This is a genomic window from Marinobacter algicola DG893, assembly GCF_000170835.1.
Classification (GTDB): Bacteria; Pseudomonadota; Gammaproteobacteria; order Pseudomonadales; family Oleiphilaceae; genus Marinobacter; species Marinobacter algicola.
Map to the genome: position 1 here is coordinate 26,045 of NZ_ABCP01000013.1, position 24,031 is coordinate 50,075.

General features: G+C 58.1%; 27 protein-coding genes. 8 read left to right on the forward strand and 19 right to left on the reverse strand.

Features of this window, described 5'->3' with window-relative positions:
- The first annotated feature begins 10 nt into the window (after nucleotides 1-10).
- Complete coding sequence (locus MDG893_RS10465) at nucleotides 11-877, forward strand: phosphoribulokinase (protein WP_007153751.1); 867 nt, start codon at nucleotides 11-13, stop codon at nucleotides 875-877.
- Nucleotides 878-883: 6 nt separating this feature from the next.
- Here the strand turns inward: MDG893_RS10465 and MDG893_RS10470 are convergent, their stop codons facing one another.
- The 4 genes from MDG893_RS10470 to MDG893_RS10485 form a co-directional block, all read right to left on the reverse strand.
- Nucleotides 884-1,741 carry a pirin family protein gene (locus MDG893_RS10470; RefSeq protein ID WP_007153752.1) on the reverse strand — a complete coding sequence of 286 codons (858 nt, stop codon included), beginning with the start codon at nucleotides 1,739-1,741 and terminating at the stop codon, nucleotides 884-886.
- A gap of 33 nt (nucleotides 1,742-1,774) precedes the next feature.
- A complete protein-coding gene (locus tag MDG893_RS10475) occupies nucleotides 1,775-2,377 on the reverse strand; it encodes an FMN-dependent NADH-azoreductase (protein WP_007153753.1) in 603 nt (200 codons plus the stop codon).
- Between the two features lie 156 nt (nucleotides 2,378-2,533).
- On the reverse strand, nucleotides 2,534-3,325 hold the full coding sequence (gene speD, locus MDG893_RS10480) for an adenosylmethionine decarboxylase (protein ID WP_007153754.1): 792 nt from the start codon (nucleotides 3,323-3,325) through the stop codon (nucleotides 2,534-2,536).
- Nucleotides 3,326-3,581: 256 nt separating this feature from the next.
- Nucleotides 3,582-4,004 (reverse strand): OsmC family protein, encoded by a 423-nt coding sequence (locus MDG893_RS10485; RefSeq protein WP_007153755.1) that lies wholly within the window; start codon nucleotides 4,002-4,004, stop codon nucleotides 3,582-3,584.
- Between the two features lie 236 nt (nucleotides 4,005-4,240).
- On the opposite strand from MDG893_RS10485, the gene crp reads away from it, so the two are divergent.
- Nucleotides 4,241-4,882, forward strand: a complete 642-nt coding sequence (gene crp / locus MDG893_RS10490) for a cAMP-activated global transcriptional regulator CRP (RefSeq protein WP_007153756.1) — start codon at nucleotides 4,241-4,243, stop codon at nucleotides 4,880-4,882.
- A 67-nt stretch (nucleotides 4,883-4,949) separates the two neighbouring features.
- On the opposite strand, the gene MDG893_RS10495 is transcribed toward crp, so the two are convergent.
- The 7 genes from MDG893_RS10495 to MDG893_RS10520 form a co-directional block, all read right to left on the reverse strand.
- Entirely contained in the window at nucleotides 4,950-5,831 is an 882-nt protein-coding gene (locus MDG893_RS10495; RefSeq protein WP_007153757.1) for an alpha/beta fold hydrolase, read from the reverse strand.
- 96 nt (nucleotides 5,832-5,927) lie between these two features.
- The gene (modC, locus tag MDG893_RS10500) at nucleotides 5,928-7,004 is read right to left on the reverse strand and encodes a molybdenum ABC transporter ATP-binding protein (protein ID WP_007153758.1); all 1,077 of its coding nucleotides are present in this window, start codon (nucleotides 7,002-7,004) and stop codon (nucleotides 5,928-5,930) included.
- Nucleotides 7,001-7,681, reverse strand: coding sequence for a molybdate ABC transporter permease subunit (gene modB / locus MDG893_RS10505; protein WP_007153759.1), 681 nt, complete (start codon nucleotides 7,679-7,681; stop codon nucleotides 7,001-7,003). The genes modC and modB overlap by 4 nt, the downstream gene beginning before the upstream one ends.
- Nucleotides 7,681-8,481 (reverse strand): molybdate ABC transporter substrate-binding protein, encoded by an 801-nt coding sequence (gene modA / locus MDG893_RS10510; protein WP_007153760.1) that lies wholly within the window; start codon nucleotides 8,479-8,481, stop codon nucleotides 7,681-7,683. The genes modB and modA overlap by 1 nt, the downstream gene beginning before the upstream one ends.
- A gap of 23 nt (nucleotides 8,482-8,504) precedes the next feature.
- The gene (locus MDG893_RS20920) at nucleotides 8,505-8,663 is read right to left on the reverse strand and encodes a hypothetical protein (RefSeq protein WP_007153761.1); all 159 of its coding nucleotides are present in this window, start codon (nucleotides 8,661-8,663) and stop codon (nucleotides 8,505-8,507) included.
- A 64-nt stretch (nucleotides 8,664-8,727) separates the two neighbouring features.
- Complete coding sequence (locus MDG893_RS10515) at nucleotides 8,728-9,645, reverse strand: alpha/beta fold hydrolase (RefSeq protein ID WP_007153762.1); 918 nt, start codon at nucleotides 9,643-9,645, stop codon at nucleotides 8,728-8,730.
- A 98-nt stretch (nucleotides 9,646-9,743) separates the two neighbouring features.
- Nucleotides 9,744-10,667: a sterol desaturase family protein gene (locus MDG893_RS10520; protein ID WP_040474507.1), complete on the reverse strand. Its 924-nt coding sequence runs from the start codon at nucleotides 10,665-10,667 to the stop codon at nucleotides 9,744-9,746.
- Nucleotides 10,668-10,801: 134 nt separating this feature from the next.
- Here MDG893_RS10520 and MDG893_RS10525 point away from each other — a divergent pair, with 134 nt between their 5' ends.
- Nucleotides 10,802-11,830 carry a helix-turn-helix domain-containing protein gene (locus tag MDG893_RS10525; protein WP_007153764.1) on the forward strand — a complete coding sequence of 343 codons (1,029 nt, stop codon included), beginning with the start codon at nucleotides 10,802-10,804 and terminating at the stop codon, nucleotides 11,828-11,830.
- Here the strand turns inward: MDG893_RS10525 and MDG893_RS10530 are convergent.
- Nucleotides 11,820-12,557 (reverse strand): glutathione S-transferase family protein, encoded by a 738-nt coding sequence (locus tag MDG893_RS10530; protein WP_007153765.1) that lies wholly within the window; start codon nucleotides 12,555-12,557, stop codon nucleotides 11,820-11,822. The genes MDG893_RS10525 and MDG893_RS10530 overlap by 11 nt on opposite strands.
- A gap of 139 nt (nucleotides 12,558-12,696) precedes the next feature.
- Here MDG893_RS10530 and MDG893_RS10535 point away from each other — a divergent pair, with 139 nt between their 5' ends.
- On the forward strand, nucleotides 12,697-13,659 hold the full coding sequence (locus MDG893_RS10535) for an META domain-containing protein (protein ID WP_007153766.1): 963 nt from the start codon (nucleotides 12,697-12,699) through the stop codon (nucleotides 13,657-13,659).
- Here the strand turns inward: MDG893_RS10535 and MDG893_RS10540 are convergent.
- The 4 genes from MDG893_RS10540 to MDG893_RS10555 form a co-directional block, all read right to left on the reverse strand.
- Entirely contained in the window at nucleotides 13,634-14,497 is an 864-nt protein-coding gene (locus MDG893_RS10540; protein WP_040474508.1) for a substrate-binding periplasmic protein, read from the reverse strand. The genes MDG893_RS10535 and MDG893_RS10540 overlap by 26 nt on opposite strands.
- Nucleotides 14,498-14,601: 104 nt before the next feature.
- Entirely contained in the window at nucleotides 14,602-15,660 is a 1,059-nt protein-coding gene (locus MDG893_RS10545; RefSeq protein WP_007153768.1) for a quaternary amine ABC transporter ATP-binding protein, read from the reverse strand.
- A gap of 11 nt (nucleotides 15,661-15,671) precedes the next feature.
- The gene (locus MDG893_RS10550) at nucleotides 15,672-16,706 is read right to left on the reverse strand and encodes an ABC transporter permease (RefSeq protein ID WP_007153769.1); all 1,035 of its coding nucleotides are present in this window, start codon (nucleotides 16,704-16,706) and stop codon (nucleotides 15,672-15,674) included.
- A gap of 104 nt (nucleotides 16,707-16,810) precedes the next feature.
- Complete coding sequence (locus MDG893_RS10555; RefSeq protein WP_040474509.1) at nucleotides 16,811-17,779, reverse strand: ABC transporter substrate-binding protein; 969 nt, start codon at nucleotides 17,777-17,779, stop codon at nucleotides 16,811-16,813.
- Nucleotides 17,780-18,077: 298 nt separating this feature from the next.
- On the opposite strand from MDG893_RS10555, the gene MDG893_RS10560 reads away from it, so the two are divergent.
- From MDG893_RS10560 to MDG893_RS10575, 4 genes are all read left to right on the forward strand, one after another.
- The gene (locus tag MDG893_RS10560) at nucleotides 18,078-19,178 is read left to right on the forward strand and encodes a M14 family zinc carboxypeptidase (RefSeq protein WP_007153771.1); all 1,101 of its coding nucleotides are present in this window, start codon (nucleotides 18,078-18,080) and stop codon (nucleotides 19,176-19,178) included.
- A gap of 2 nt (nucleotides 19,179-19,180) precedes the next feature.
- The gene (locus MDG893_RS10565) at nucleotides 19,181-19,915 is read left to right on the forward strand and encodes an alpha/beta fold hydrolase (protein ID WP_007153772.1); all 735 of its coding nucleotides are present in this window, start codon (nucleotides 19,181-19,183) and stop codon (nucleotides 19,913-19,915) included.
- Nucleotides 19,916-20,010: 95 nt separating this feature from the next.
- On the forward strand, nucleotides 20,011-20,628 hold the full coding sequence (locus MDG893_RS10570) for a glutathione S-transferase family protein (protein WP_007153773.1): 618 nt from the start codon (nucleotides 20,011-20,013) through the stop codon (nucleotides 20,626-20,628).
- Nucleotides 20,629-20,632: 4 nt separating this feature from the next.
- The gene (locus MDG893_RS10575; protein ID WP_007153774.1) at nucleotides 20,633-21,247 is read left to right on the forward strand and encodes a DUF4202 domain-containing protein; all 615 of its coding nucleotides are present in this window, start codon (nucleotides 20,633-20,635) and stop codon (nucleotides 21,245-21,247) included.
- Between the two features lie 161 nt (nucleotides 21,248-21,408).
- On the opposite strand, the gene trpC is transcribed toward MDG893_RS10575, so the two are convergent.
- From trpC to MDG893_RS10590, 3 genes are read right to left on the reverse strand one after another with little or no spacing between them, the layout of a single operon-like run.
- The gene (gene trpC, locus MDG893_RS10580) at nucleotides 21,409-22,230 is read right to left on the reverse strand and encodes an indole-3-glycerol phosphate synthase TrpC (protein WP_007153776.1); all 822 of its coding nucleotides are present in this window, start codon (nucleotides 22,228-22,230) and stop codon (nucleotides 21,409-21,411) included.
- 13 nt (nucleotides 22,231-22,243) lie between these two features.
- Entirely contained in the window at nucleotides 22,244-23,272 is a 1,029-nt protein-coding gene (trpD, locus tag MDG893_RS10585; protein WP_007153777.1) for an anthranilate phosphoribosyltransferase, read from the reverse strand.
- 11 nt (nucleotides 23,273-23,283) lie between these two features.
- Nucleotides 23,284-23,865, reverse strand: a complete 582-nt coding sequence (locus MDG893_RS10590; protein ID WP_007153778.1) for an aminodeoxychorismate/anthranilate synthase component II — start codon at nucleotides 23,863-23,865, stop codon at nucleotides 23,284-23,286.
- Between the last annotated feature and the right edge of the window lie 166 nt (nucleotides 23,866-24,031).

A 24,031-nucleotide genomic window follows, 5' to 3' on the forward strand; every position in this document is an offset into this window, starting at 1 on the left:
AACTCCTGTTATGTCTAAACGCCACCCGATTATCGCGGTTACCGGCTCTTCCGGCGCTGGAACCACTACGACAGGTGAGATCTTCAGCCGCCTGTTTGCCAGCGAGGGGCTGCGGGCCGCCATGGTCAGTGGCGACAGCTTCCATCGCTACAACCGTGAGCAGATGGCCCGCCTTGCGGCCAAGGGGCAGTTTGGTGAACGCAACCATTTTGCCCTGGCGGCGAACCATATCGACAAGCTGGAAGCGCTGTTCTATGACTATGGCCATACCGGCAACGGCCAGTTCCGTCAGTACGTTCATGACGAAGACCGGCGGTTGATTGAGGCCGGCCACAAACCGGGTACCTTTACCCCCTGGGGGCCGCTGGCCGCGGAAACCGATCTTCTGTTTTACGAGGGGCTGCACGGTGGCGTGGTCAGTGATGCCTACAACATTGCCCAGTATGTGGATCTGTTGGTGGGAGTGGTGCCGATCGTCAACCTGGAGTGGATTCAGAAGATTCACCGCGATACCAACAAGCGCGGGTACTCCCAGGACGCCGTCGTTCAGACCATCGTCAACCGTATGGACGATTATGTCCACGATATTGTCCCGCAGTTCGCCCACACCCATGTGAACTTCCAGCGCATTCCGCTGGTCGACACATCCAACCCTTTTGTGGTCCGCGATGTGCCGACAGAAGACGAAAGCCTGATCGTTATCCGCTTTCGAGACCCTTCGGAAGTGGACTTCCCCTACTTGTTGCAGATGATTGGTGGTAGCAGCCTGTCCCGGTATGACACCCTGGTCATTCCCGGAACCAAGCTATCGCTGGCCATGGACCTGACCATGCGCCCGCTGGTGCAGGAACTGATCGCCCACAAGCCCTTTGCCTGAAGGCCCTCAGGCCGTCAGGCGACCATCCCTGTAGTCTCGCAGAGTCTGCTCGATTTCTTCACGGCTGTTCATCACGAACGGGCCATATTGCACCACTGGCTCGCCAATCGGTTTGCCGGCAATCAGCAGCAGGCGGGCTTCGTGTTCTCCGGCGCCTACGCGGACACTATCGCCTTTGGAGAGAATGCTGGCTGCTGAGCGTTTCAGGGGCTGGGGACCTGCCGCTGAAAGCAGGGATGCTTCTCCGGCATACAGGTAAAGCAGGCCTTCCAGTTCCGGGTCAATCGGCAGCAGGGTTTCCGTTCCCGGTTGCAGGTGGATATCCGCATACAACGGTCGTGTGCTGCCGCCGGTGACGGCACCCTGGTGTATCTGGCCGTCAACGACTAGCTCTCCGGCCACCAGCTTGATCAATCCACCATCCAGGGTAATGGCTGGTATTTCATCAGGCTGGATATCACGGTAACCCGCCGGCTTCATTTTCTCCGCAGCTGGAAGATTGAGCCATAGCTGGAAACCGCGCATTTGCCCCGATTCCTGCTGGGGCATTTCGGAGTGGACAATGCCGCGTCCAGCAGTCATCCATTGCACGCCGCCATTCTTCAGATTGCCCCGGTTACCCAGATGATCCTCATGCAGCATGTGGCCTTCGATCATGTAGGTCACCGTTTCAAACCCACGATGCGGATGGGACGGGAAGCCGGCCATATAATCCTGAGGCTGGTCGGAACCGAATTCGTCCAGCATCAGGAACGGATCGAGACGGACGTTCTGCTGCTGTCCGAGGGAGCGCTTGATGCGAACGCCAGCGCCATCGGACGTTTCGGTACCGGGAATAACCTGTCTGAGGGTTCGTTCTGTCATGACGGATCTCCTTCCAAAGCCAAATTGCCGGGTTCAGGCAGTCAGGGTTTCAATGGCCCGTCCGGCCTCTTGCAGGGAATTCTCTTTTCTATCATCCCCCATATTCAGGCCCTCGGCGTAGACAAAGTGAACGTCCTTGAGGCCGATAAAACCAAGGAAGGATCGAATGAACGGCGTCTGGGAGTCGTTCGGCGTGCCGGCGTACAGGCCGCCGCGCGCCGCCAGAATGTACACCGGCCGATCTTCCAGCAGGCCAACAGGGCCATTTGCGGTGTATCGGAAGGTGATGCCGGCACGGGCAATGTGGTCGAAATAGGCTTTCAGCACCGACGGTACACCGAAGTTGTACATCGGCACGCCCATCACAATGACGTCTGCATCGACAATTTCACTGATCAGCAAATCTGAATAATCGACAACGCCTTGCTGTGAGCCGTCGCGGTCGTCCGCGTTGGTCAGGAAAGCGCCAAATCGTTCGGCGTCCAGATGCGGTACCGGTTCCGCGGAGAGATCCCGATAGGTGGTCTGGATGTCGCCATAGGTCTGCCGGAGCTGCTCCAGCGTCTGGCTGACCAGCCTGGATGACTGGCCGTCCTGGCCAAAGATGCTTGCGGTAATAACGAGAATATTCTTCATGTTCAGAGCCTCTTGGTTGATTAGAACGCTATGAGGCTATTGAACTGCGTGACGGGAAAAGATGAAATCGGAGAATCTTGGAAAGGTTGTTCAGTTAAATTGATCAAGCTGGCCTGCGCCCCGATAAGGCGCAGGCCGATCTTTTTGTGCGAGTGACTACTCAACGTTACGGGAGTAGAAAATCTCCAGCATCTCCCGGCGCAGACGATCCTCGATGGATTGCGCCTCCTGGTGGCCAAGGTCGCTGGCATTGACTCCGAACACATAGTTATCCAGATCGAAATTCTTGAGCATCATCTTGGTGTGGAACAGGTTTTCCTGATACACGTTGACGTCAATCATCTGGTAGGCGTTCTGGGTGTCTTCGGTCAGGTAGTTCTGGATCGAGTTGATGTCGTGGTCGATGTAGTGCTTGGTGCCGTCCACATCGCGGGTAAAGCCGCGTACACGATAGTCCACCGTGACCACATCGGAGTCGAAGCTGTGGATCAGGTAGTTCAGTACTTTCAACGGCGAGATCAAGCCACAGGTCGACACGTCGATATCCGCACGGAAGGTACTGATGCCTTCGTAGGGGTGGCTCTCCGGGTAGGTATGTACGGTTACGTGGCTTTTGTCCAGGTGGGCCACGATAGCATCCGGCAGAGGGCCTGGTGATTCCTCGTTGTCAGGCTCACCGTTGCTGAGTTCGTGCTCGGCAATCAGCATGGTCACAGAAGCGCCGTGGGGCTCATAGTCCTGGCGGGCAATATTGAGCACGTTGGCACCGATGATCTTGACCACGTCGGTGAGGATCTGGGTCAGGCGTTCGGCATTGTACATCTCATCGATGTAGTCAATGTAGGCTTCACGTTGCTCTTCGGTCTGCGCATAACAGATGTCGTAGATGTTGAAGCTCAGTGATTTGGTCAGGTTATTGAAACCATGTAACTGTAGTTTGGTTTCCATGTTCAGCCCCCCCAATTGTCTGGAGATGAATGTCAGTGGTCATGTCTGTCTGATGCATGCCACCAAGGCCGCCACCGATAACTGACCGGATTGTTTACCTTTTGCGCAGACCGGCGGAGAAGGGTGCGTATTATGCACACCGACCTTCAATTTGGGTAGAGTACGGGGCAACATTCTAGCATCCGTAATAACCGCCGGTCGGCCACAGACTAGCAGGCCTCTGTGACCGTGCTGTGAGAAACTGTTGCTTGCCGGTTCAGGCAGTGTCGCGTATCTCATGGCTGTGAGTGATGGCAACGCCCGCCTTTTCCAGCATGATGGATGCAGAGCAGTATTTCTCGGCCGACAGGCTGACGGCGCGCTTCACCAGATTTTCCTTGAGGTTTTTTCCGGTGACCACGAAATGCAGATGGATACGGGTGAAGACTGCGGGAACGGCGTCGGCCCGCTCCGCTTCGAGTTCGGCATGGCAGGCGGTCACGTCCTGACGGCTTTTCTGCAGAATGCTCATGACGTCAAAGGACGAGCATCCCCCCAGCCCCATCAGCATCATTTCCATGGGGCGTGGCCCCAGGTCCTTGCCGCCATGGTCGGGTGGCCCGTCCATTTGCACCGAGTGGCCGCTGCCGCTGGTTGCCCGGAAGCTGGCGTCGCCGGTCCAGTCAATGGTTGTTTTCATCTGATTTCGCGCTCCGAGTGGGATATAACGTACGATTGGCAGCGATGCTAGCATATTCCCGTTGGCACCAGCAGCCCGCTAAAAGTGGCTCCTTTAATGTGGTCTATACTGTTTCAGGTTGCCGAAACCGGGCCATCTTGTTATAAGTTGCGCTCATAATGAATAAACCCGCAGGGAAAGCAGGGTGAATAAAAACATCGGGATCCCGCCAGTACAAAGGAGGCATGACTCGCACTATGGCCACTATCGTCAAGCCGGTTGAGCAGAAAACCAAGCATCTGGATTATTTTCTTTCGCAATGCCATCGCCGGCGTTACCCTGCCAAAAGCACCATTATTTATGCAGGGGACAAAAGCGATTCCCTGTTTTACATCGTCAAGGGCTCCGTGACCGTCATTATTGAGGACGACGATGGCCGCGAGATGATCATGGCTTACCTGAACGCTGGGGATTTCTTCGGTGAGATGGGGCTGTTCGACAACATGGATTCGCGCAGCGCCTGGGTAAAAGCCAAGACTGAGTGCGAAGTTGCCGAGATCAGCTATACCAAGTTTCGTGAAATCGCCCAGCAGGACCCGAGGGTTCTGTACTTTATCGGCGAGCAGATGGCTTCGCGCCTGCGCCAGACCACTCGCAAGGTGGGCGATCTTGCCTTCCTCGACGTCACCGGGCGGGTTGCCCGCACCCTGCTGGATCTGTGCAAGGAACCGGACGCCATGACGCATCCTGATGGCATGCAGATCAAGATCACCCGTCAGGAGATCGGTCGGATCGTTGGTTGCTCCCGGGAGATGGTCGGGCGGGTTCTGAAAACCCTCGAAGATCAGGGCCTGGTGCGAGTCAAGGGCAAGACCATGGTGGTGTACGGTACCCGCTGAGCGCGGTTGTCATCATCCCTTAGAAAGGCCGCTGGAATCAGCGGCCTTTTTCGTTGTCGGGGACAGCTCAGGAATGTGCGGCCACGAACGTGTGAACGGCCCGAGATACAGCTTCGGGTTCTGTCAGTGGCGCCCAATGGGTTGTGTTCAGCTCTTGCAGGGTTAGTTTCCCGGTCCAACGAGCCAGGTGCTCATTCAGTTGAGGGCGTACATAGGCGTCTCTGGTCGGGATGATTACCTGGACCGGGCAGCGGGCCATACGGGACTGCGGTCGCAGCAATCTGGTCAGGAAGTTCGCCCGATAGAGCTTGACCCCATACAGCCCGTCGGATTTCTGGGATGCACTGAACCTGGCATCGGCAATGTGCTCATGATGCTTCAGGTACCCTGGCCAGAGCCTGTCAAGACCGGCTTTCCAGACCATTTCCGGGATTACCGGCACCTGGAACAGAAATACGTACCAGGAGCTTGTGAGTTGCTGGAGTACTTTCGCCGCCCCTGCCAATCCGGGTGTTTCCAGTTGTTTCCTGAGCCAGAAGCCGACGTGATCCAGGCAGGGGCCGGAAATGGAGGTGTAAGAGCGAATGCGATCCCGCAAGGGCTCACCGGTGACGGATTCCCAACTCTGGATTGACCCCCAGTCATGTGCGATCAGGTGGAACTCGCGACCGGGGATCAGGGTGTCGACCACCGCTTGGAGATCGTCGGCCAGCAAGGCGAGGCGGTAATCACGGGTTTTTCGGGGCTTGTCGGACTCGCCGGCACCACGGACATCGTAACGGATCACCAGATACTCCTGGCTCAAGGCGGCGCTGACCTTGTCCCAGACCCGAAGATTGTCCGGGTAACCATGGACCAACACCAACGGCGTGGAGTCGGGATGGCCTTCGGTAACGGCATGGATAGCGAGCCCGCCGCTTCTGACCCAGTGTGTTCGATGGTTGCCCACGATGAATACCTGCCCGGTGGTTGAGAATCAGGTAAGGGTAACCATCCTGGCCCCGCCTTCGGATGGCAAGGCGGGCCAAATACCGGGCCAGAAGTGTCAGTCCACAAGCGCCACGGATTTTATTTGCATCCAAACGTTCTTGCCGGGTGCAAGTGCGAGCTGGTCTACGGCCCGGGTGGTCAGTCTCGATAACAGCGGCGTTGGGCCTGCCAGCAACCTTACAAGGCTGACGCCCGGCGCCACATCCGGATCGACCTGATCGATGATGGCCGGAACCAGATTCTGGATGCTCTGGTCGGAATGTTCGGCCAGTGCGAGACTGATATCCCGCGCCAGGACCTGCACTCGAACCCTGTCTCCGGGGGTCAGCCGGTCATCCTGACGTAACCACAGTTGGCCGCCGTCGAACTGGAACAGCGCCAGATGCCAGCGCGGGTCCAGATGGTCGATCCGCCCTTCCAGAAGAACCCCGGCGTCATCTTCCAGCCGAAAGGGGTTGTTGGTGCGAGCGAGCGTTTCCTGCAGCGGTCCCTGCGCTACCACCCGGCCATCCTCCATCATCACGATATGGTCAGCCAGGCGGGCGACCTCTGGCGTGGAGTGGGATACGTAGATGATGGGGATTGCGAGAGTGTCCCGCAGCCGTTCCAGGTAGGGCAGGATGTCCTGTTTGCTGGCGCGGTCCAGAGCAGACAGCGGCTCATCCATGAGCAACAGTCGTGGGCTGGTCAGCAGCGCCCGCGCAATCGCGACCCGCTGGCGCTCCCCGCCGGACAATCCGGCAGGCATACGGGCCAGGTGAGATTCCAGGCCAAGCCAGCGAACGGCATCGTCGAATTCGATCTGACGTTCGCTGGCGGGAATGCGACGGTAGCCGAATTCCAGGTTCTTGCGTACGTTCAGGTGGGGGAATAGTTGGGTTTCCTGGAATACGTAGGCCAGGGGGCGCTTGTGTACCGGCCGGAAGAACTCTTCAGTCTGCCAGGGTTCGCCCAGAACGGTCATGGTCCCGGGAGCGTTCTGAAGGCCTGCCATGCAACGAAGCAGCGTGGTCTTGCCGCAACCGGAATGCCCGAACAGGGCGGTAATGCCAGTACTCGGGAGGGTCAGGTCTACGTCCAGGTCGAATCCCGGAAATGCACAACGGAAGCGGGCATGGATGGTGGTGGTCATCTGAGAGCTCCCGCGCGGGCTTTGCCATTAAGCGCGTAGAGGGTCACCAGAACCACAAAGGAGAACACCACCATGCCGGCGGACAGCCAGTGGGCCTGAGCGTACTCAAGGGATTCCACGTGGTCGTAGATGGCCACCGACAACACCTTGGTTTCACCCGGAATGTTGCCACCGATCATCAGGATCACGCCGAACTCACCGATGGTGTGGGCGAAGGTCAGTACGGACGCGGTCAGGAATCCGTTTCTTGCCAGGGGGACAGCGATAAACAGGAAACGCTCCCACGGAGCGGCTCGAAGGGTTGAGGCGGCTTCCATGAACCCTTCGCCCACGGCCTCAAAGGCATTCTGCAAAGGTTGAACGGTGAATGGCAGGGAGTATATGACCGACGCCACCACCAGGCCCTCAAAGGTAAATGGCAACAGGCCAATGCCCAGGGACTGTGTCATCTGGCCAACCCAGCCATCGGGCCCCATCACCAGCAACAGGTAGAAACCGAGAACGGTCGGTGGCAGCACCAGGGGCAAGGCGACGATCGCTGCAACCGGTTGACGCAGCCAGCGCCGGGAGCGGGCCAGCCACCAGGCGATGGGCGTGCCTATAAGCAGAAGCAGCAATGTGGTCGTCGTCGCCAGCCTGAGCGTCAGCCAGACCGGGTCCCAGTAGGTTTCAATCATCAGTCAGCCGTGTCGTAAGCGGGGTCATAACCATGGCCCCGGATGATGGCGATGGCCGTGTTCGATTTCAGGAAGTCCATCCAGGCCAGGGCTGCCTCATTGCTGATTCCCCGGTTCAAAAGAATAGCCTGTTGGTCAATGGGTTGGTAATAGTCCTGGGGCACATTCCATAATGTGCCTTCCTTGTCGTCCCAGGATGTTACCTGCGACAGGGCCACAAAGCCGGCCTGGGCGTTGCGGCTGACCACAAACTGAAAGGCCTGGGCGATGGAGTCGCCACGAACGAGCTTCGCCTGCAGTGCCTGCCAATGGCCCAAATGTTCCAGAACCTGCTGTGCTGCAAGGCCATAGGGCGCGGTCTTCGGGTTTGCCATGGCCAGCCGTGAGAATGCCTGTTGGGCCAGGTAGCTCTCTGCGTCCCCGAAAGCGCCCGGGGTCGGGCTCCAGAGCACCAGCTTCCCCCGGGCATAGGTGAAGCGCGTATTGGGGACGCCGGCCTGGGCCTTCTCAATAAGCGCCGGCCTGCGTGCATCTGCGGCCATGAACACGTCGAAGGGTGCACCGTTTCTGATCTGGGCGTACAGCTTGCCGGTGGACCCGAAGCTGGCTGAAACCGTGTGGCCGGTCTCGCCTTCAAACTGTTTGGCCAGTTCGCGGGTGGTATCGGTGAAATTGGCGGCAACACCGAGGCTGACTTCACCGGCCAGGGCCGGGAGGCTGGCTATTGAGAAAAACAGCAGCGTGGCAATGTGTAAGAGACAGGCTCTTGGCGGATGATCCGTTGACGTGGGTTGGTACATAACCGTTTTCAGTGACTCCAGGTTCAGTTCTGCTTGCGCGCCAACTTAAACATCATCTCGGGAGCGACATGCTTAACCCAAAGCGCTGCCACTCCCGCGCCGAAGGCAGACCTATCGGCTGCCAGGGCGTCACCCATGCCTGACGAGGCGCCGGTGATCCACACGACTCTGTTGGTGAACATGGGATTGCTCCGATTAGTTGGGTGGCATTGATCTTAGCGCCCCGGGCTGGTCGGCGTCATGTTTTTACACGCCGGAGTCTGTCTCGGTACGCAGGCAGTCGAGGATGTGGTGCCAGACCTCGTCAACATTGGTTTCATTGACCAGTTCGTGACGGGCGCCGGGAAATAGACTGTCGGAGGCAACGAGCAGACCGGCGCCACGAAGGTCGGCAACATGCCGGTTGAAACCACGTCCCATCTCGCCAACCGGGTCGCGGTCACCGGCTAGCAGGTGGATCGGGAGATCTTCGCGCCATGATCTTGGGTTGATGGTCAGCATGCCGCTGATGAAGTCGGACCATAGGCCGGCTGTGCAGGGGAAGCCGCAGAGAGGGTCTCTCAGGTAACGGTCCACCTGTTGCGTGTCGCGGCTAAGCCAGTCATGGCTGGTGCGATTGGGGGAGAACGCCTTGTTGAAGGCACCGAAGGTCATCTTGTCGATCAGGCGGCTGTGGTGGCGTTTCCCGCGCAATGCCCGGATAGAGCGGACCAGTGCCAGGGAGGTCCGCAACTTTGGCTTGTCGATACGATTGGTCGCGCAGAGGATCAGTCTGTCGATCTCGTCACCATACTGCTGGGTGAAGGCCTGGGCGATGAACGAACCCATGCTGTGGCCGAACAGCGTTAGCGGGAGGTCGGGGTGTTGCTTTCTGGCGTGGACAACGACTTGCTGCAGGTCGTCCACCACCTTCTGCCAGCCCTTCTGGTCGGCGTAATGGCCAAGATCGGTCTCGGGGCAATGTGGGCCATGGCCTCGATGCTGGATCGCAATCACCGACACCCCCTGTTGGTTCAGCCAGAGCGCCAGAGGCTGGTAGCGAGCTGCATGCTCCGCCATACCGTGGGCAATCACCAGCACGGCCGACGGGGTCTCCGCCGCCCACGACAGCAACGGGATTCGATGGTGATCGGGGCTGTTGATGAAGCTTTCCTGCAGATCCATGTTGGTCGATTCCGGGCGGGTTGTTGGCGTAAACGGGAGTCTAGCCGGAAATCGAGCCTCAATGTGAGACAAAGCCGGAAAATCCGAGTTTTGTGGTGCTAGTCGGCGTCCCGGTCCCATTCAGGTGGTTTCCACAGGTGCTTCAGGCGGGATTGCAGGCCACCTGGTCGGGCCATGGCCCGGAACAGGTCCACGTACTCGTGGGTCCATAGCACCAGCAGGTTCCTGGAGTGTACCGGTCGGGTAATGCCGTACTCCGGTGGTGCCTGTTCGTTCTCGGCGACAAAGGTGCCGAACAATCGGTCCCAGACAATCAGGGTGCCACCATAGTTGCGGTCGATATAGCCGGGATTGCGGCCATGGTGAACCCGGTGATGGCTGGGGGTGTTGAACACGGTTTCCACCCAGCCCGGCAGCTTGCCAACCAACGTGGTGTGAATAAAGAACTGGTACACCAGTGACAGGGCATACGCCACGCCGATCCATACCGGATTGAAACCGATCAACGCCAGGGGCAAATAGAACAGCCACATGCCGTTGAAAATATTGGTGGCGTTTTGGCGCATGGCGGTGGAGAAGTTCATGCGCTCGGAGGAATGGTGGACCACATGGGCGGCCCAGAACCAACGTATGCGGTGGCTGGAACGGTGCATCCAGTAAAAACAGAAATCGACCCCGAGAAACGTCAAAAGGCCCGTTGCCCAGTTCAGCTCCAGGTCCAGCAGGCGATGGTGGTAGAGAAACGCGTATACGGGAAAGGCAATCAGGCCCGCGAACAGCAACTCTGTCAGTTGGTAGCCTGCACCCAGGGCAAAATTCCGCAGGGCTTCCGGTACGTCCATGCGCGTGGGGTCGTGGCGAATCCGCAGGTACTCCCACACGGTAACGGCAATAAATACCGGCGTAGCGACAACGAATATCAGTTGTCGTTCGTCCAGTGCCAGCCAGGGGGCGAGGGCGTTCCATAGGGGCAGCAACCCGCTCTCCTCGAGAACCGCCATCATCATGTCCATTAATGCCATGGTGTAACCGTATTGTGATTGTAGGTGTGACTGTATTTTGCGCCGATGGTGACGCCATAAATTGACAATAAACGCCACGAAATTGATGATTAATGCCAACAGTGAATGACGCGGTGTGTGGAGGGCTGTGAACCATGGCCAAGGTAATGCGGGTAACCGGCGCCTGGACGGGACTGCTATCGGACTGGCTTGACCAGGAAGGACTGGATCGAGACGGACTGGAGAATGCCCCGGTCAGGATCGCGCTGGCGCGCTGGGCGTTGGAAGACAACGTACCGGTGCCGGTGTGGCGTGACCTGCTGGCGCAGGGACTGGCTCTGGCACCTCAGCATGCCGCACCCGAGCTAAAGGTGGGGGCCTGTGTACGCCCGGCTCATGTGGGAGTGCTCGGCTATCTGGTGCTGGCGTCCGACACCCTCGGCGAGGCCATGCTGGCCTACCAGCGCTACGAAACCCTGTTTTATGGTGCCAGCCTGGCGGAAATCGAGGTCGTCGGTGATCAGGCGGAAATGCGCTGGCCGCCCTCGGAGAATGAGCTCGGCCAGCAGGCGGACGGCGCTGCAATTGCCGCATTGGTGACCTTTATGCGTCGCCAGATTGATCAGCCCCCTCCGCCCTCGTTAGTGAGTTTTCTGGGTGACGTCAGTGCTGAGGCGGCCAGGGAATACGAACGGTTTTTTGGCTGCCCGGTGACCTGGAACGACAGCCATGTGCGGGTCCGGTTTCCGCTGCATTACCTCAGCCTGCCCATGCCCCGGCGAGACCCGACACTTCGCGAGTTGCTGGACCGGCAGGCCCGTGCCTTGCTGCGGGCGCTGCCGGAGGCATCACAGGCGGGCTCGGGCACCGATCGCCAGCTACAGCAGGTACTGCTGAAACTGCTGTCCGATGGCGAGCCCACCCTGGTGCGTGCGGCCCATGCCATGCATATGTCACCGCGTACGCTGCAGCGGCGCCTGGCCCGGCATCAGTTAAGCTGGCAGCAGTGGCTTGATCGGAACCGGGAACAGCTGGCGCGACAGTACCTGGACGACACCTCCCTGACGCTGACCGACATTGCTCTGTTATTGGGCTTCTCCGAGCAAAGTGCCTTTACCCGGGCCTACCGCCGCTGGACCGGCAATTCACCCGGCCGAGAACGCCGTCAGTGGCTCAGCGATTAGCAGCGTAGATCTTTTCCAGCGTGTGGATCTGTGGCTGCCAATGATCCAGCCAGGCCTGGATGTCTTTGGGGATTTTGGCCGGTTTGGGCCAGGGCACTGGGTATTGGCCGGGCTGGAACATGGGTGCGAACAAGGCTGCCGCGGCGAGGTCGGCGCGGGAGAAACTGTCGCCAGCCAGGTAAGGTTTTTCCTGGTACGCGTCGGCCAGCTCGTTCAGGTAGCGCTCCATGGTTTCCCGCGATTGCGCGGCGGTTTTCTCATTGATCTTCATCCATTTGCGCATAACCTCGTCCACCCGGCTGAAGGCCAGTCTCAGTAGAATCCGATTGTAGAAGGGGGAGCCGGCAGCCAGCATGGGAACAACCACCTTGGGGCGCTGCAGGAAATGGTGGTAGGAGTAACAGCGCACGCTGGGGCCGGCCTCGTCGTCCAGCCGCTGCTCCCAGGACAGGGCGGCCTCGCGGGCCTGCGGGTCTGCCGGCGTCAGCGGGTTTTCGGGAAACGTGTCGTCCAGATAGTCGATGATGGCCTTCGATCCCTGAACCCGATGACCGTCATGGTCCAGTACCGGTACCGATGAATCAGCGCCCGTCAGTTTGCGGATGGTGTTGATGTGTTGGCCAGGCAGAAGGCTGATGGCTTCGTAGCTCAGCCCTTTGTGATCCAGGGCCCAGCGAACCTTTTCGCAGTAGTGTGAAATAGCAAACTGGTAGAGTTTTATCGCCATGACGTGGAATGCTCCCGGGTGCTTTGATGGCCTAAGCGTAATGCTTTAAGGCAGGAAATGGTAACGGCTCTGCTTTAAAATCGGCAGTCATCATGGATAATTTGCAACCGTTACAAACACATGGAATGAGGAAGAACCAATGAAAGGAATCGCCGCATCTTTGCCGGCTTTGCTCAGCATCCTGCTGATCGCGGGCTGTGCATCCACCGAGAATCAACGCCGTGGTGAAGGTCTTGCCGTCAATACCATGACGTGCGGCCAGGCAGATATAGGGCTCGACTACCACGAAGACCGCAGTGGTCTGACGATAACGTTCGGCAGCGACAAAATGGTGCTGAAGCAGAAGGAAAGTGCCTCCGGTGCGCGCTTTGTGGACCCCGACAACGATGACACCCAGTTCTGGAATAAGGGTGACACTGCCACATTGACAATAGACGGGCAGGCGTTGCCGCTGTGCCTGGTTCCGGGTGCTGTCGAGAAGCCGTTTATCGCCCGGGGGAACGAGCCGTTCTGGCGGGCGGTTCTGGAGCCGGGGCAACTGGTGGTGGAGCAAATGGGCAAGGAGCCGCTTGCACTGCGATACGAGGTTGTTGAAAGCGGTGCCACGGGGCGTACTTTCGAGGCCGACGGTGATGGCGTTCGGGTATCGCTGAAGACAGCAAGCCAGCTGTGTCGCGACTCCATGACCGACATGCCTTATCCCCAACAGGTGCGGTTAGCTATAAACGGGGAAGAACTCCACGGCTGCGGAGGGAATCCTGAGCGGCTGCTGCGAGGAACCGAGTGGGTCGTTGAAGACATTGGTGGCCGTGGCATCATTGACAGTTCCCGGGTGACCCTGAACTTCCTGGCGGAGCAGCGTGTGGCCGGGCGTGCGTCCTGCAATCAATTCAGTGGCGGATGGACGCTGACTGGCGAGGAGCTCGGTTTTACCCGGATGGCGTCAACCAGGAAAGCTTGTGCGCCCGCATTGATGAACCAGGAGGACCGGTTCCTGTCGTTGCTGGGTGAGGTGCGACGCTTCGACATCGGCCGCCACGGTGAGTTGCTGTTGGTGACCGAAGATGGGCGTCAGATCAGGGCGTTTCAGTCCACAGACTGAGCCCATACTGGTCCAGGATCTGCTGTATTCGGCCGCTGGCCAGCAGTCGCCGGGTGCCGTTTGCAAGCAGTTCCGCCAGTTCCTTCGCATCTTCCCGCGCTGGGGAAAACGCGACGAAGGCTTCGATTTCGTCGACCACTCCTGCGCGCCGGGGCGGGGGAATGGCTTCGTTATGGTTCCTTTCCCACCAGGCCATCACGTAGATATCTTCTGCAAAAATGTCGGTACGGTGTTGGTCCAGCAGGTAGATCGCCCGGTCAAGGGGTGACGGCCCCGCGATCACCCAGATTCTCTCCGGGTTGGCCTGATGCTCCTCAATGTACCGGTCCAGCTCATCGGTGTAGGAGTACCCATTGATGACCAGAAGTTTCTGGTTATGGAGCGACCCCAGCCCGTTGAATACCCAGTGGTTGTCAGGGTGCGTAAACAGCGCAATGGTTGAGCGTCCCTGGGGGGTGTCTGGAAACACGAAATCCGGGGCATCGGTCATGAAGGCGCCGACCACCGCGTCCAGTTGACCTTCCCGAGTCAACTGCAGCGCCCTTGCCCAGCTGACATTGACGTACTCCACGGTATAGCCTGCTTCGCCAAGGACCTCGCGGGCAATGTCCACCATATAGCCCTCGCGATCGCTGCCCGCTTCGCAGTTGTGGGGGCACCAGGGATCGGATGCTATAACGATCGTCCGGGGCCGGGTCGTATTGGAAAGGGCAGCGGACAGGGCCTTATTGGTCGACGTTTGCGTGTCGACACCTGAAGAAAGGCTCTCTTCGTCAGGAGGTGGTGAGCAGCCGTACAAAAGGAATACGGTTAGTAGAGCCACTGCCAGTCTGTGCATGGTCGTTGTCTGGGGCACCGCGAAGCTACGGCGACCTGTTTATAATAGCTCGCCTGTCACGATGCTGTCATCCGGGTGCCCACCTCCACCGGAATGACCTCCGATCAATAACGGCTGCGATTGTCTCCTTCCGAAGCATCGACCGGCACCAGTGCCTTGACCAGTTCTTTCATTTCGAGAATGCCTACCTGATTGCCTTTTTTGACCACCCGATAGACAAGGTCGGTATCGCCCTCGGACCTGGCGATCACTGACTCCAGGTTGTCCCGGTCGGAAATGTCGCCGGCACAGTCAGCGGGTGGCTCCGTGGTTTTTTCCATCACCGAACGCACTCTCAGAACCCGCGCGCGATTGATGTCGCTGATGAAATCCGTGATGTACGGATCGTTGGGCTGCATGAGAATTTCCTGGGGTTCTCCCTGCTGGACGATGTGCCCGTCCTTGAGAATGACCAGGTGGTCCGCCAGCTTTAGCGCTTCGTCCAGGTCGTGGGTGATGAACACCACGGTTTTCTTCAGTTCCTCCTGCAACTCCAGCAGAAGGTCCTGCATGTCGGAGCGAATCAGTGGGTCCAGGGCCGAGAAGGCCTCGTCCATCAGCATCACAGGCGAGTTGGATGCCAGTGCCCGGGCAATGCCCACGCGCTGCTGCATACCACCGGATAGCTGGTGAGGATACTGGTTCTCGTTGCCTTCCAGCCCCACCCGGGCGAGCCATTTCTTGGCTTCGTCCTCAAAGTCCCGCACCGTATGGCCCCTTACCAGCAACGCCATGCCGGCGTTCTCCAGCACGGTCTTGTGGGGGAGCAGGGCGAATTTCTGGAAAACCATCGACATCTGTTCACGTCGCAGTTTCCGCAACCCATCCTCGTCGAAGTTGAGCACGTTCTTGCCGTCTACCTCGATTTCGCCGGCAGTGGGTTCGATCAGCCGATTGAGATGGCGTATCAAGGTGGACTTGCCTGAGCCCGACAGGCCCATGATGACGGTGATCTCGCCTTCACGCATATCGACGTTGATATCCTGAAGGCCCAGTACGTGGTTGTGCTTTTCCAGCAGTTCGGCCTTTCCCATACCCCGACGCACATACGCCAGGGCCACATCGGGAATGGGGCCGAAAATCTTGTAGAGGTTCCGGATGGAAATCTTGATATCCCGGTCCACGATTCGCTCCCTTACTGTTTCTGTGAGGCGTTGATGCGCGCCAGTGATGCCTTGGTTACCCGGTCAAGGATCACCGCCAGAATAACGATGCCAAGACCGGCAACCAGCCCGACACCCAGCTCCAGGTTGCGAATGCCCTGAAGCACCAGCACCCCGAGCCCCGGTGCCGACACGAGGGAAGCGATAACCACCATGGCCAGGCTCATCATAATGGTCTGGTTTACACCCGCCATGATGTTGGGCAGCGCCAGTGGAATCTGGACCTTGAAGAGTTTTTGCTGGCTGGTCATGCCAAAGGCATCGGCGGCTTCGATCACGTCCTTGTCCACCAGGCGGATACCCAGGTTGGTGAGACGGATGACCGGCACGATGGCGTACAGGATGATGGCAATGCCGTAGAGCTTGGACTCAGTCACGCTGAACAGGAAAATCAGCGGAATCAGGTACACAAAGGGCGGCAGTGTCTGCAGCATGTCGAGCACGGGAATGGTCAGGCGTTGCATCATGTCGCTTCGGGACATGGCAATGCCGATGGGCACGCCCAGCAGCACACAGAGAAACGCGCAGACAAAGATGATCGACAGCGTCTCCATTGCGTACTGGTAGTAGTCAATAAAGGCCAGCAGAATCAGGCTGCCGGCCACGAATCCTACCAGCTTCCAGGATTTGGTGACGACAAACACCACCGCAAGCAATGCCGGGATCACGATCCACCAGGGCGTGTTCAGCATGCCGTAGAGTGTCCCGTCGAGGAACCAGCTTAGCGGTTGGGTCAAAGGGTCCAGAACAACGCTCAGACTGTCCTTGATGGACAGGAAGCCCTCTTCAAGACCTTTTGTCAGTTCCCGCGATTTGGGGAAGGCCGCGCAGGAGTCATTAAGCGCGTCCATGGATGGAAAAGGCAGGTCCCATAGTGACTCTGCTTCGGCGTCCGTTCCTTTGGTTTTTTGCAGCAACGCCGCCATCGACATGGGGGCATCACTTTGGCCATCTGAGCACCAGTCTTCCAGTCCCAGTGATGAAAACACGAAATCGTAGGTTGCCATTTACAGTCAGTTCCCAGGAGCATTCAGGTGTGAACAGGTCAAGTGAATTTGCCAGTTCGGTTTGACAGGGCCGGTGGCCGGCCCTGTCAGGGTAGGTGGGGAGATTATTCTCCCAGCACCGAAGCCAGGCGTTTCTTGGCCGAATCGTTCAGCCAGCTTGACCACTCGTCGCTGTTGTTGCTCAGGAAATACACGGCCGCTTCTTCTGCAGACGCGTTGTTGGAGTCCATCCACGCCAGCAGGGCGCTCATGGTGTCGGTCTTGAACGTCAGTTTGCTGAGCATTTCCGCGACTTCCGGTTCACGATCCTTGAAATCCGTGGTCACTGAGGTCAGTACGGTTGCGGCCGGGAACTCAGATACGCCAGGGTTGTCGGCATCCTGAGTCTGGTTGCGGGTGTGAACCTCCGGCTTGTAGTCACCCAGTTCGACGCGGGTCATATCGAACTTGCCGAGCGGTACAGTGGGACCCCAGTAATAGCCAAACCAGGGCTCTTCAGACTGCACGGCGGAGGCCATGGACGAGGCCAGGGTTTCACCGGAACCGTGGTTGAACACCTCAATGCCTGAGCTTTCAAGGTCAAGCGCCCTGATCAGGTTGTCACTGACGACACGACAACCCCAGCCACTCGGGCAGTTGTTAAACCGGTTTTCCACCAGTTCCGGGTTTGCCATGACACCTTCGATAGTGGTCAGTTCGGGGTGTTTTTCGGCCAGATAGGTCGGAATCCACCAACCCTCGACGCCACCGGGTTCCAATACTTTGGTCAGGCGCTCGATCTTGCCCTGCTCTTCCAGTTCCAGGTAGGCCTCGCCAGCGGAGTTGAGCCATAGCTCGGTAACGATGTCCGGCTCACCATTTTCGGCGACCGAGGTAACAGCCGGGACGGTGTCGGAGGGGACTACGGTGACGTCACAGCCGTACCCCTGCTCCATGATGAATTTGGCGACGCTGGTGACAACGGTGTTGGATGCCCAGCCCATTTCGGTGATGGAAACTTCACCGCAATCGGCCTGAGCAAGTGCAGGCACGGACATCGCGCAAAGCAGCGCGACTGGCGTTAGCTTTCGCATGATCGGTTCTCCTTATGGGTTTTAAAAATACGCGGAAACAGATCCGCTGGAGCGGTTCTAAAGACCGCTCTAGAGGTGAAGACGCCGTACTGATACTGCGTTTTCAAAGGGCGAGACAAATGTTGTGACCTCGGTTACTACGTATCTTTAAGAGTAACGCCCTGAGCGTGAGTTACAAGCCATTCATGTAAAATGTCGCCAAAACAAGCAGATGCTTTTCCATGTTTTGAGCCCCAGTGTCAACGAACTGAAGCAATTCAGCAGTAGCTTGAAGGGTTGTCCTAAACGGGAGAGCATCATGACTGAATTGCGCAAACTGACTCCTCATTCTGCTATTCCTGCCGAACAGGCCCGCCGGGATAGCCGTCAACGCCACCTGCTGAGAACCTTTCTGCCGGAAATGATTCGTCTTGAGCGTGTGCTGGCGGAAGCGCCGGAACAGGTTGCTGTGAAGACGCTCTCTCGGGTTGCCCTGAAAGACATCGACTTGCCAATCTACCGGGTTGACCTCGGCAGCGAGGCACCCGATGCGCCAGTGGTTATGCTGGTGGGTGGCGTTCACGGTCTTGAGCGCATCGGCAGCGAAGTCGTGATGGCCTGGCTGCGCAATCTGTTGGCGCGAATTTCCTGGGACGGACATCTCCAGGCCCTGTTAAAAAAAGTACGGGTTACGCTGCTCCCCATTCTCAATCCCGGTGGCATGTACCTCAATCAGCGCAGCAACCCTAACGGGGTCGATCTGATGCGCAACGCACCCATCACCGCCCAGGACCGCAGTGCGTTCCTGCTGGGCGGGCAGCGTTTCTCCCCGCGCCTGCCGTGGTTCATCGGTGATCCCGAGCAGGGTATGGAAGCGGAGAACCAGGCCCTTGAGTCGGTGATATCGGAGCTCCTGCCCGGCCGTCCTTTCAGTGTCGCACTGGACTGTCATTCCGGTTTCGGCTGGCAGGATCAGATTTGGTTCCCCTATGCCTACCGTCGTCGCCCCATGCGACGGATTGAATCGGTGATGGCGCTGAAGCTGATCTGGGAGCAGGCGTGGCCGGAACACAACTATCGCTTCGAGCCCCAGTCCCGTCATTACCTGACCCACGGCGATCTGTGGGACTATTTCTACAAGAAGATCAACCGCAGCGGTGAGGGCGCCTTCATTCCCCTTACCCTGGAGTTGGGCTCCTGGCGATGGATCAAGAAGCGCCCGCGGCAGTTGCTGCGCCTGGACGGCTTTTTCAATCCACTGGTTCCCCATCGCCATCGGCGCGTACTGAGAAGTCACCTGACCTTTATCGATTTCCTCGTCAGCGCGGCCGCCCATCATGAAAACTGGTTGCCGCAGGCGGATGAGGCGTCCATGCTAAGGGAGGCCGCCATCGCCCACTGGTACAGGGATCATCACTGATAATGCACTGGATTCTGTTGCGCGGACTGACCCGGGAACAGTCACACTGGGGTTCTTTTCCCCACAGGCTTGAAGAAGCCTTTCCCGGCCATCAGTTTCATCTGGTTGATCTTCCGGGCACGGGCGTGCACTTCAAGGACCCCAGCCCTGACCGTATCGCGGAGATCCGGGAGAAGGTTCGCCGCAGTGTTGGTCACATTCCAGCGCCATACAACCTCATCGCTCTGTCCATGGGCGGAATGGTCGCCCTGGACTGGGCTCAGCATGTCACCGAGGGTGAAATTCAGAACCTGGTGCTGATCAATACGAGTTCCGGATTCAGCCCGCCCTGGCGCCGGATGCGTCCGGGGGTCTGGCCTCGTATCGTTCGCCTTCTGGCACGCCGGGAGCTTTTCGATCGTGAGGCGGATATTCTGCGGTTGACGAGCAACCGACCGGTCGATCTGGACGTGATGAAACACTGGTACAGTATCCAACGTCAGAGGCCAGTCGGCTTTGCCAACGCCTATGCCCAGATGAAAGCGGCGATGGCCTACAAACCCCTGCCTCAACGCCCTCTGCCTGACGCACTTGTACTCGCCAGCAAGGGTGACCGTATTGTTCATTGGAGCTGCAGTAAGGTGTTTGAGCAGCGCTGGCAATGGACACTGAAAATCCATCCATCCGCTGGCCATGATCTGCCAATGGACGACCCTGAATGGGTCATCCATCAGATAAAAAACTGGCTGCCCAAATGATTACGGTTGCTTGACGCAACCGGTGTTCCGCGTCAGTCTTCTACACAATTCCTGAGATTCACCCAAGTTACTGTTTTGGATTGGAGTCGATAGCAATGAAAATTTTTGAGACCAAGACCGCGCCCAACCCACGTCGGGTGAGGATGTTCATGTCTGAAAAGGGACTGTTGGACAAGGCCGAGTTTGTCGAGATCGATCTGCAGAAGGGTGAGAACCTGACGCCGGAGTACGCGGCCAGGAACCCGATGAAGAAAGTCCCCGTAATGGAACTGGACGACGGCACCTGCATTGCTGAAACCATGGCGATTTGTCGCTATTTCGAAGAAAGCTATCCGGACACGCCAACCCTGCTGGGGGACACCGCATTGGAGAAAGCGCAGGTGGAGCAGTGGCTGCGGTGGATCGAGTTCTCCTTCTTCCTGCCCACCGGCATGTGTTTTCAGCACACCAGCGGCTATTTCAAGGACCGCATGAACCCGATCAAGGAATGGGGTGAGGAGTGCCGCACCTCGGTGGAAAAATTCATGCACTTCCTGAATAAACACCTGGATGGCCGGGAATACATTTGTTGCGACCGATTTACGGCCGCGGATATCAATGCCTTTACCACCGTGGCCTTCGCCCGTGTGGTGGATATTCGCATCAAGCCCGAGCAGGCCAACCTTCAGGCCTGGTATGATCGTATCAAGCAACGTTCCTCGGCCCAGGTATGACCCGATGACCCAGCAGACTCATCTGACCTGTGCCCTGCATAAGATCGATACCGCCAACCACGCAGACCCTAATGTCGAGCAGGTTGGCGGCGAATCCCTGCCCAAGGAATATGCCTACAGCCAGCACATGTCCCGCTGGCTGTTCGAGCTTGAGCCGCAGCCCTCTGAACGCATGCAGATTGCCTGCCGCGCCCAGCACATTGAGCGCTGGACCATCCCCCGTAGCGATTTCCCGGAGGGGCGCAAGGCCTATTACGAGTGGCGCCAGGCCTGTGGCCGTATGCATGGCCGCCGGGCTGCCGGAATCATGGCGGAGTGTGGCTTCCCGCAGGAAGAATGCCAGAAGGTAGAAACCATCCTGACCAAGCGGGAGTTGCGCAAGGACGCAGACACACAGCTGCTGGAAGACGTTGCCTGCATGGTCTTCCTGGAACGCTATTTCGCGGATTTCTATGAGGAAAAAGCCGATTACGACCGGGAGAAATGGTTGCGGATTGTCCGCCGTACCTGGGGCAAGATGTCTCCGCGTGGGCATGAGGCTGCCTTGAAGCTGGCTGAAGGCATGCCGGCGCATTTGCTGGCGTTGTTGCAGGAGGCCTTGGAGAAGCCTGAAAATTAGGTTGGTGCCGGCACTTTGTCGGATTTATGATTCAGAAATACGCTGTGAACACGTCCGTGTGCGCTTGGGCTCCGCCATCCCTGGCTCCGCACAATTTCTGAATCATAAATCCGACAAAGTGCTCAGACTTCTGAGTAGTCTTCCAAAGCTTCATCGAAAATTCAGTAGTCAGGGAAGAAGAATTCGGCCAGTCTTTTTCCTGGCTCTTCAGCCCTCATAAACGACTCTCCCACCAGGAAGCCGTAGATGCCGCGATCGGTCATGGCTGTCACATCGTCACGGGTCATGATGCCGCTTTCGGTGATCGTCAGGCGATCGGCCGAAATCCGTTCATGCAGGTCGAAGGTGGTATCCAGCGAGACGTCAAAGGTGTGCAGGTTGCGGTTGTTGATGCCCACCAGCGGTGTTTTCAGGGTGAGGGCATCGTTCATTTCCTCGCCGTCGTGAACCTCGACCAGCACGTCCAGGCCAATTTCATGGGCAATGCCTTCCAACTCCTGCATCTGGTCCCTGGTCAGGCAGGCGGCGATCAGCAGGATGCAGTCAGCCCCAATGGCCCGGCTTTCGTACACTTGGTACGGCGCTACCATAAAGTCCTTGCGGATCACCGGCAGGCTGCAGGCGGCGCGGGCGGCTTGGAGATAGTCTTCATGGCCCTGGAAAAAGTCTTTGTCAGTGAGTACTGACAGGCAGGCGGCTCCGCCTTTTTCGTAGCTTTCGGCAATAGCTTCGGGCACAAACGGATCGCGGAGAACGCCTTTGCTGGGGGAGGCTTTTTTGATCTCGGCAATGACTGCAGGCGTTCGCTGTTCGATGCGTCGGCGAAGGGCGCTCGCAAAGCCCCGCGCTGGCGGTTGATCGCCAGCCATGGCCTTCAGGTCGCCAATGGAAACCCTGCGCGTACGCTCATCAATTTCCTCCCACTTCCGATCAACGATCTTTCGCAGGATGGTAGGCGTTTTGTCCAGATGTCTGTCAGTCATTATCAGGCCCGTATTAGAAACACTGCGAAAAGTCAGCAAGCTCGGACATCTTGCCGGCTGCCAAACCTGAGCCCATAGCGTCCAGCGCCATCTCTACGCCTTCCGTCGCCGTTTTTGCCAGGCCAGCCACATAAATTGCTGCGCCGGCGTTCAGGGCGATCAGGTCGCGGGCTTTCTCAGCCATTTCATCATGGCCACGACCGAAGGCGGCACGGATCAGTTTCAGGGAGTCTTCTGCGGTATCCACCGTGAGACCAACCAACGCCTGGCTCTTGATGCCCAGGTCTTCCGGGGTGATGTCGTACTCAGTGACTTCGCCGTTTTTCAGCTCCGCCACATGGGTGGCGCTGGCCAGGCTGATTTCGTCCAGGCCATCTTTCGAGTGCACCACCATGATGTGCTCGGCGCCCAAGCGGTGCAGAACCTCCGCCATGGGGCGGCACAGCTCTTTCGTGAACACACCGATCAACTGGCGCTTGACGCTGGCGGGATTGGTCATGGGGCCAAGAATATTGAAGATGGTGCGGCAACCCAGTTCCTTGCGCGGCCCGATGGCGTGTTTCATGGCGCCATGATGAGCCGGGGCGAACATGAATCCGACGCCGATTTCCTCAACGCAGCGGGCGACTTCCTCGGGCGCCATCTGCAGGTTGATGCCCAGCTTTTCCACCAGGTCCGCGCTGCCACTTTTGGAAGACACTGCGCGGTTGCCATGCTTGGCGACAAATCCGCCTGCCGCTGCCACCACAAAAGACGCGGCGGTGGATACGTTGAACAGATTGGCACCGTCACCGCCGGTGCCCACGATATCCACCAGCGGGTCGGCGTTGACCGTTACGCGGGTGGCCAGCTCCCGCATGACTTCGGTGGCGCCGGTGATTTCGTCGATGGTTTCGCTCTTGAGGCGCAATCCCATGAGAAAGGCTCCAATCTGCGCATCGGTGGCTTCACCCTTCATGACGATGCGCATAACGTCCTTCATTTCCTCCGTGGACAGGTCCAGATTGGAGGCGATGCGGTTCAGTGCTTCTTTCATGTCCATGTGGTGGCCTCTTATCGTGTCTTCAGAAAGTTGCGCAGCAGCTCATGGCCCTGTTCCGTCATAATAGACTCTGGATGGAACTGGACACCTTCGATGGGCAATGTTTTGTGCCGAACACCCATGATTTCCTCCACCGAGCCATCGTCATTGCGAGTCCATGCAGTGACTTCCAGACAATCGGGCAGGGTTTCCTTGTCGATCACCAGGCTGTGATAGCGCGTCGCCTTCAACGGGTTACTCAGGCCACGGAAAATGCCTTGGTCCTGATGGTAGACCGCAGATACCTTGCCGTGCATAACCTGCCCGGCGCGAATAATCTTCCCGCCGTACACCTGCCCGATCGCCTGGTGGCCGAGGCACACACCCAGAATCGGCAACTTGCCGGCAAAGTGGCGGATGGTGGCCATGGAAATGCCCGCTTCATTGGGCGTACAGGGGCCGGGAGAGACAACGAGGCGTTCCGGTTTCAGGGCTTCAATGCCCTCCACGGTGATCTCGTCGTTGCGGTAGACATGAACATCTTCGCCCAACTCGGCCAGGTACTGCACCACGTTGTAGGTGAAGGAGTCGTAGTTATCGATCATCAGCAACATAGCGTGTATAACCTCCCGTTTTAGCGGTGAGTTTTTTCGCCATGCTGGCGGGGTTACTCACAATGTTACTCACAGTGATCTTTGCTTGGATTCGATTCGACGGCATGGCGGGAATTATCGCAGCAGGCAGGCCCCGGCACAATGTCACACCGGGGTTGATCGTAGG